Below are 7,270 nucleotides of genomic sequence, written 5' to 3' on the forward strand. Positions count from 1 at the left end.
CTGACGGGCGGGCTCGATTGGGCTAGGATGCGTATCGCTGTCCTATCGAAAACAACCGGATTGTTTGGCATTGCTGGATCGAACACAGCCTGATGGGGGGCTGGATGCCGGCGGCACCTCGCCGCTCGCGCCGGACTCCACCGTCGATACCGAGACGTCAGGCTGGAAACGGCCGCTGAAATGGCTGGGCAGTGCCCGGCGATTTTTTGTCGCACTGACTTTTTCAAGCCTGACGCGACGCATCGTTTCCCTGAACCTTGCCGGCCTGGTCGCCCTGGTGGCGAGCATTCTCTATTTGTCCCAGTTCCGGGCCGGCCTGATTGATGCCCGTGCGCAGAGCCTGCTGGTACAGGCCGAGATCATCGCCGGTGCCATCGCCGCCTCGGCGACGGTCGAAACCAATACCATCACCATCGATCCGGAACGTCTGCTCGACCTCAAGCCCGGCGAGACCTATGGCGCCCCCGACGAGTTTTCCGGGCTGGATTTCCCGATCAATCCGGAACGGGTGGCGCCGGTGCTGCGGCGGCTGATCTCGCCGACCAAGACCCGCGCCCGCATCTATGATCGCGACGGCGTGCTGATTCTCGACAGCCGCAGCCTGTACGGCCGCGGCGACGTGCTGCGCTTCGAACTGCCGCCGCCATCTTCCGAGAAGGCCGGCTTCGCCGAACGCGCGATGATCGCCGTGCGCACCTGGCTCAACCGCGGCGATCTGCCGCTGTACCGCGAACTCGGCCCGGAAAACGGCCATGGCTACCAGGAAGTCTCGCAGTCGCTTGACGGCATGAAGACCAGCATGGTGCGGATCAACGAGCGCGGCGAGGTGATCGTCTCGGTCGCCGTCCCCGTGCAGCGGTTTCGCGCGGTACATGGCGCGCTGATGCTGTCGACCCAGGGCGACGACATCGACCAGATGGTCACCGCTGAACGCCTCGCGATTCTGAAAGTATTCGCGGTCGCCGCCGTGGTGATGATCGTATTGTCGCTGCTGCTGGCCTCGACCATCGCCGGTCCAGTGCGCCGTCTCGCCGACAGCGCCGAGCGCGTCCGTCGCCGCATCCGCACCCGCGTGGAGATTCCGGACTTCACCCGCCGCCGCGACGAGATCGGCCATCTGTCCGGCGCGCTGCGCGACATGACCGATGCGCTCTATAACCGCATCGAAGCGATCGAGATGTTCGCCGCCGACGTCTCCCACGAGCTGAAGAACCCGCTGACCTCGTTGCGCTCGGCGGTGGAAACCCTGCCGCTGGCGAAGAATGAAAACAGCCGCGGCCGCCTGCTCGCGGTGATCGAGCACGACGTCAAGCGACTGGACCGCCTGATCTCCGACATCGCCGACGCCAGCCGGCTTGACGCCGAATTGCAGCGTAACGAAATCGCGCCGGTCGACATCCGCCGGCTGCTCACCACACTCACCGGCGTGGCGAATGAAACCAAGCTTGGGCATGACGTCAGCGTCGAAATCCATTTCGAGGGGGTGGCCTGGGATCAATTCGCGGTGGCTGGCCATGATTCCCGGCTGGGCCAGGTGATCTCCAACCTGCTGGTCAACGCCCAGTCGTTCTCGGCGCCGGGCGGCAAGGTCCGGATCCTGTGCCGCCGGCGCAAATCCGAGATCGAGATCCAAATCGACGACGACGGCCCGGGAATTGGTCCCGACGCGCTGGAGCGGATCTTTGAGCGGTTTTATACCGACCGGCCGCATCAGGGCTTCGGTCAGAATTCCGGCCTCGGACTATCGATCTCCAAGCAGATCGTCGAAGCCCATCGCGGCAAGATCTGGGCAGAGAACCGGCTCGGCCCGGTCGATGCGGAAGGCGAGATCCCGGTGCTTGGCGCTCGCTTCGTGGTCCGGTTGCCTGCCAAATGAACCGACCGGATGGCAGCAGCGTGCATGGTTCGGCGGTACTGGTCGGCGACCGGGCCATATTGATTCGCGGCCCATCGGGATCCGGAAAGTCACGGCTGGTGTTCGATCTGATTCTGGCCGGTCACGCCGGTCAGATCCCGGAGGCGGCGCTGGTCGGCGACGACCGGCTGATACTCCGGGTCGAGGACGGGCGGTTGCTGGTGCGATCCGCGCCGGAACTGGAAGGACTGCTCGAGATTCGCGGGCTAGGCATTCGGCGCCTCGATTTTGCCGCGGAGGCCATCGTCGGATGGGTTGTCGACCTCGATGCGGGCGATGCGGCCCGGCTGCCGGAGCCAAAATCGCTGGAAATCACCATCGAAGGGGTCGTATTGAGCCGGATTCCGGTCGGTATCGGGTTTTTTCCACTACCAATGGTGGTGGCCGCTTTGACGACAATCGAGGGTTCGGTTGGCCTGCGACGACTGGACAGTTGCTCGAAGGGAATTGGTAACCATATTAGTCCCACTATCGCCACAGAATAGACCCGCGCCTCCTCCTGATTAGTTCTTATTTTAAGGGAGAAACGCGAAGACGCCTCTTGCATAGGGGCTCTGGATGGTCAAAGTGGCCCTTTCGTGCGGTGCACCAAAAGCGCCCACGAGGAGTTTCCGATGATTGGTCTAGTACTTGTGACCCATGGGCGCCTTGCCGACGAGTTTAAGGCGGCGCTTGAACACGTGATGGGTCCACAGAAGCAAATTGAAGCCGTCACGATCGGCGCCGAAGACGATTCCGATTTGTGTCGAAGTGACATTATCGAAGCAGTTAATCGCGTGGACAGTGGCGATGGCGTCGCCATTCTCACCGACATGTTCGGCGGCACCCCCTCGAACCTGGCGATCTCCTGCATGAGCCGCCCCAAGGTGGAAGTGCTGGCCGGAATAAACCTGCCGATGCTGGTGAAGCTCGCCAAGGTCCGCGAAGAGCGCACTTTGCCCGATGCGATCGCAATGGCGCAGGAAGCCGGCCGCAAATACGTCACCATCGCCAGCCGGGTTCTCGCCGGCAAATGAACGACGCGCCCGACGACGCAAGCCCGACCAGCAGCGCTGCTGCCTCCGACGACGCGTCGTCCGGCGAGGTTCGCCGCGAACTTGCCATCATCAACAAGCGCGGCCTGCATGCGCGGGCGTCGGCCAAATTCGTGCAGATGGTCGAGCGCTTCAATGCCGAGGTCACCGTGACCCGCAACGGCGAAAGCGTTGGCGGCACCTCGATCATGGGCCTGATGATGCTGTCAGCCGGCCCCGGCACCACCATCATGGTGTCTGCGAAAGGCCCGGAAGCCGAAGCCGCCATCCTTGCACTGGCCGAACTGGTCGCCAGTAAATTCGGCGAAGAATAGCGTTCTTCCCTCGTCGACAAGCGACGAGATCGTTGCGTCCTACCTCGACGGCGGCACGATGGTCACATTCCACCCTGTCGGCGCCCCGGCGCCGCCCGCGTAGAACCGCCGCGTCGTCATCACGATGCGCTCCCCCGCTTTCACATTATCCTTCATCCAGGCGTCGCAGCCGGGCTGCTGCGGGCTGCCGACTTCGCAGACCCCGATGAAACCCTCGCGGTTGGCCTCGCCCAGCGAGGTCAGGCCGGAGCCCCAGGCCTCGTTCGGCGTCAGCGGCGCCGGATGGTCAGGGCTGTAAAACGTCATCAGGGTGCTGACCTCGGTCGGGCCGATCACGACCGCCCAGCGGCTGTGAAACCGCTGCCGCCACGCTTGCGTCAATTCGCGCGCCAGTTGCGAATAGGAGCCGTGGGTGAACTGCCCGGCGCCATTGCGTGGCGCGGTGGCAATGGCGATCTGCGGCGACGCGGCCAGCACGATCAGGCTCAGCGCCAGCCAGACCGCCGCGATCCGCACCAAAGCGGCGCGCGGCACCCGCAGCGTCGGGATCGCGACCACGCAGAGCGGCACCAGAAAGAACAGCGAGATGCCCCAGTCGGTCTTCAGATAGATGTCGAACCCCAGCGCACCGAGCGGCGGACCGACGGCGACGATGCCCTGGATAATCCAGATGTTCACCGCCTGATCGCGACGCACGCCGCCATGGTCACGCATCGACCACGGCTCGGCGAAGAACGCCCGCGGATCGCGGAACGGCAGGGTCCAGCGCCGCGGGCTCCACGCCAGCGCCAGCGCGGCCAGCGCTAGCGGCAGTGCCAGCAGCGCCAGATTATGTCCAATATAGCCCAATACCAACTGCAGGCTCTGCCAATGGTCGGAGATCGCGTAGGTGCCGCCGGCATAGGTGATCGGCACGAAGTCGACCTGCTGCAGCCATCTGAAATGCGGCACCATGGCAACGCCGAGGGTGACGATGGCGACCCAGGGCGCCGGCGAGCGCAAAAACAGCATTCGCGCCGGATGGATCAGCGCCGTCAGGCCAATCGCGCCGATCATCGTCAGCACCCAGTATTTGGTCATCAGCGCCAGCGCGCCGGCGAGGCCCAGCAACAGCCCGGCGCGGATCGTGCGCTTGTCGAAAGCGTCGAGATAGGCCAGCACCAGCAGCGGCAGCGTCACCAGCTGCAACAGGTCCGGATTGTATTTAAAACCCTTGAAATTGAAGATCGGATAGAGCGCCATCATCACCACCACGAGGAAGGCACGACGACGATCGACGACGCGCAGCGCGATCGCCCAGCAGATCATCATGCCGGCGCTGACGGTGGCCATCGCCAGCGCATAGGTTGCCCAGTCGGTTGCCGGGAAAATGCTGAACCAGGCCGCGGCGACCCAGCCGGACAATGGCGGGTGTTTGCCATAGCCAAGCAGCAATTTCTGTCCCCAGGCAAACCCTTCGCTGACGTCAAAATGCACGTCCTGCGCCGCCTTGAGCTGGGTCAGGATCGCGGTCCACAGCACCGCATGGGCGATCACGAATCCGGCGACCAGCCAAATGCTCAGCCGCGCGTCGCCCGCCCAGGCCACCAGCCGGGCGGCGCCGCGGCGACCAAAGGAGCGCGGGCGCGGGCGCGCGGCGGCAGGCCGTGAAACAGTCTTGTTCATGCGCCCTGCCTAGCGCGTTTCCGCCCGTCATGAAATCAGGAAGCCGTGAGGCCCAAAGGCCCGTAAACCCGGCCCGGAATCGCAATAAGGTTGCCGCATCACGGCCCGAATGCTATCCCGCGCCCATGACAACTGTCCCGATTTCGAACATCCGCAACTTCTCCATCGTCGCCCATATCGATCATGGCAAGTCGACCCTCGCCGACCGTCTGATCCAGACCACCGGCGGTTTGCAGGCGCGCGAGATGAAGGAGCAGGTGCTCGATTCGATGGACATCGAACGCGAGCGCGGCATTACCATCAAGGCGCAGACGGTGCGACTGAACTACCTCGCAAAGGACGGCAAGGAGTACATCTTCAACCTGATGGACACGCCCGGCCATGTCGACTTCGCCTATGAAGTCTCGCGCTCGCTGGCGGCCTGCGAGGGCTCGCTGCTGGTGGTCGACGCCTCGCAGGGCGTCGAGGCCCAGACCCTCGCCAACGTCTATCATGCGCTGGACGCCGGCCACGAGATCGTGCCGGTGCTCAACAAGATCGATTTGCCCGCCGCCGAGCCCGACCAGGTCAAGCAGCAGATCGAGGACGTTATCGGCATCGACGCTTCCGACGCGGTGATGATCTCGGCCAAGACCGGCATCGGCATCGACCTGGTGCTGGAGGCCGTGGTCCACCGCCTGCCGCCGCCGCAGGGCGACCGCGATGCGCCACTGAAGGCGCTGCTGGTCGATAGCTGGTACGATGTCTATCTCGGCGTCGTCGTTCTCGTCCGCGTCGTCGACGGCGTGATGAAGAAGGGCATGCGCATCCGCATGATGGGTACCAACGCCGCCGTCGACCTTGAGCGCGTCGGCTATTTCACGCCGAAGATGACCACGGTGGAAGAACTCGGCCCTGGCGAGATCGGCTTCATCACCGCCGGCATCAAGGAAGTTGCCGACACCCGCGTCGGCGACACCATCACCGACGACCGCCGCCCGGTGACCGAAATGCTGCCGGGCTTCAAGCCCGCCGTCCCCGTGGTGTTCTGCGGCTTGTTTCCAGTCGACGCCGACGATTTCGAAACGCTGCGCGCGGCGATGGGCAAGCTGCGCCTCAACGACGCCAGCTTCTCGTTCGAGATGGAAACCTCGGCCGCGCTCGGCTTCGGCTTCCGCTGCGGCTTCCTCGGCCTGCTGCATCTGGAGATCATCCAGGAGCGCCTCAGCCGCGAATTCGACCTCAACCTGATCGCTACGGCTCCCTCGGTGATCTACAAGATGCACCTCACCGACGGCCAGGAGATCGAGATCCACAATCCGATCGACATGCCGGATGTGGTGAAGATCGCCGAGATCCAGGAGCCATGGATCGAGGCCACGATCCTGACCCCCGACGAATATCTCGGCTCTGTGCTGAAGCTGTGCCAGGACCGCCGCGGCAATCAGAAGGAGCTCACCTATATTGGCGCCCGCGCCATGGTGAAGTACGAATTGCCGCTCAACGAGGTCGTGTTCGACTTCTACGATAGGCTGAAGTCGATCTCCAAGGGTTACGCCTCGTTCGACTATCATCTGACCGACTACAAGGCCGCCGACCTCGTCAAGATGACGATCCTGGTCAATGCCGAGTCGGTCGATGCGCTCAGCATGCTGGTGCATCGCACCCGCGCCGAAGGCCGCGGCCGCGCCATGGTCGAGAAGATGAAGGACCTGATTCCGCCGCACATGTTCGTGATTCCGATCCAGGCCGCGATCGGCGGCAAGGTGATCGCCCGCGAGACCGTGCGCGCGCTACGCAAGGACGTCACCGCGAAATGCTACGGCGGCGACATCTCGCGGAAACGAAAACTTCTGGAGAAGCAGAAGGAAGGCAAGAAGAAGATGCGGCAGTTCGGCAAGGTCGACATCCCGCAGGAAGCCTTTATCGCGGCGCTGAAGGTCGATAGCTGAGGCGGCGCTCACCGGCCAGTCATCGGAGCGCACGCGGCGGCGGGACCCTCAACGTTGCCCGGTCAAGCATCAGCAGGTTGCGCCGCTGAAGCTTGACCGGGAACACCAATGATAGTCTTCGTGTCCGACACCAACGCCTTGCTGTCCTCGGCGTCGCGCCGCGGATCCGTCCAGGCAGCGCGGCACACCGCCGCAAATACCCGCCACATGTCGCGCTCCAGGAAACGGCTGGTGAGCGCGGCGACAGCGAGGCAGTCGGCGAGCGCGACAGGAAGGTTGAGCCAGTTCATCGCCAGATCGTTCAGGCCGATCATGGCGTAAATCTCATGCAGGGTGTGGATCACCAGCATGTGCTCGATATACAGCGTGTAGGAAATATCGCCGCAATAGCGCAGCGGGCGCAGCGCCGGC

7 protein-coding genes are annotated in these 7,270 nt (G+C 63.8%); 5 read left to right on the top strand and 2 right to left on the bottom strand.

Annotation, left to right across the window (positions count from 1 at the left end; translation table 11 throughout):
• Positions 1 to 70: 70 nt before the first annotated feature.
• The 4 genes from Q0S16_RS03810 (at position 71) to Q0S16_RS03825 (ending at position 3,263) form a co-directional block, all read left to right on the top strand.
• Positions 71 to 1,876 (top strand): sensor histidine kinase, encoded by a 1,806-nt coding sequence (locus tag Q0S16_RS03810; protein ID WP_295845229.1) that lies wholly within the window; start codon positions 71 to 73, stop codon positions 1,874 to 1,876.
• Positions 1,873 to 2,400, top strand: a complete 528-nt coding sequence (locus tag Q0S16_RS03815; protein WP_295845230.1) for an HPr kinase/phosphatase C-terminal domain-containing protein — start codon at positions 1,873 to 1,875, stop codon at positions 2,398 to 2,400. Before Q0S16_RS03810 ends, Q0S16_RS03815 begins: the two co-directional genes overlap by 4 nt.
• A gap of 129 nt (positions 2,401 to 2,529) precedes the next feature.
• Positions 2,530 to 2,931: a PTS sugar transporter subunit IIA gene (locus Q0S16_RS03820; protein WP_068733893.1), complete on the top strand. Its 402-nt coding sequence runs from the start codon at positions 2,530 to 2,532 to the stop codon at positions 2,929 to 2,931.
• The gene (locus Q0S16_RS03825) at positions 2,928 to 3,263 is read left to right on the top strand and encodes an HPr family phosphocarrier protein (RefSeq protein ID WP_295845231.1); all 336 of its coding nucleotides are present in this window, start codon (positions 2,928 to 2,930) and stop codon (positions 3,261 to 3,263) included. The genes Q0S16_RS03820 and Q0S16_RS03825 overlap by 4 nt, the downstream gene beginning before the upstream one ends.
• 39 nt (positions 3,264 to 3,302) lie before the next feature.
• On the opposite strand, the gene Q0S16_RS03830 is transcribed toward Q0S16_RS03825, so the two are convergent.
• Entirely contained in the window at positions 3,303 to 4,928 is a 1,626-nt protein-coding gene (locus tag Q0S16_RS03830; RefSeq protein ID WP_295845232.1) for a glycosyltransferase family 39 protein, read from the bottom strand.
• A gap of 125 nt (positions 4,929 to 5,053) precedes the next feature.
• Between Q0S16_RS03830 and lepA the strand changes: the two genes are divergently transcribed.
• On the top strand, positions 5,054 to 6,859 hold the full coding sequence (gene lepA, locus Q0S16_RS03835) for a translation elongation factor 4 (protein WP_295845233.1): 1,806 nt from the start codon (positions 5,054 to 5,056) through the stop codon (positions 6,857 to 6,859).
• A gap of 62 nt (positions 6,860 to 6,921) precedes the next feature.
• On the opposite strand, the gene Q0S16_RS03840 is transcribed toward lepA, so the two are convergent.
• Positions 6,922 to 7,270: hypothetical protein (locus tag Q0S16_RS03840; RefSeq protein ID WP_295845234.1), on the bottom strand; the 349-nt coding region annotated here is incomplete at its 5' end.

It is taken from the genome of Tardiphaga sp., from assembly GCF_025356345.1.
GTDB lineage: Bacteria > Pseudomonadota > Alphaproteobacteria > Rhizobiales > Xanthobacteraceae > Tardiphaga.

Bases quoted from the DNA above. Each gene is read 5' to 3' on its own strand.
- Q0S16_RS03825 (WP_295845231.1), top strand. From the start codon at position 2,928: ATGAACGACGCGCCCGACGACGCAAGCCCGACCAGCAGCGCTGCTGCC.
- Q0S16_RS03830 (WP_295845232.1), bottom strand. From the start codon at position 4,928: ATGAACAAGACTGTTTCACGGCCTGCCGCCGCGCGCCCGCGCCCGCGC.
- Q0S16_RS03820 (WP_068733893.1), top strand. From the start codon at position 2,530: ATGATTGGTCTAGTACTTGTGACCCATGGGCGCCTTGCCGACGAGTTT.
- Q0S16_RS03815 (WP_295845230.1), top strand. From the start codon at position 1,873: ATGAACCGACCGGATGGCAGCAGCGTGCATGGTTCGGCGGTACTGGTC.
- lepA (WP_295845233.1), top strand. From the start codon at position 5,054: ATGACAACTGTCCCGATTTCGAACATCCGCAACTTCTCCATCGTCGCC.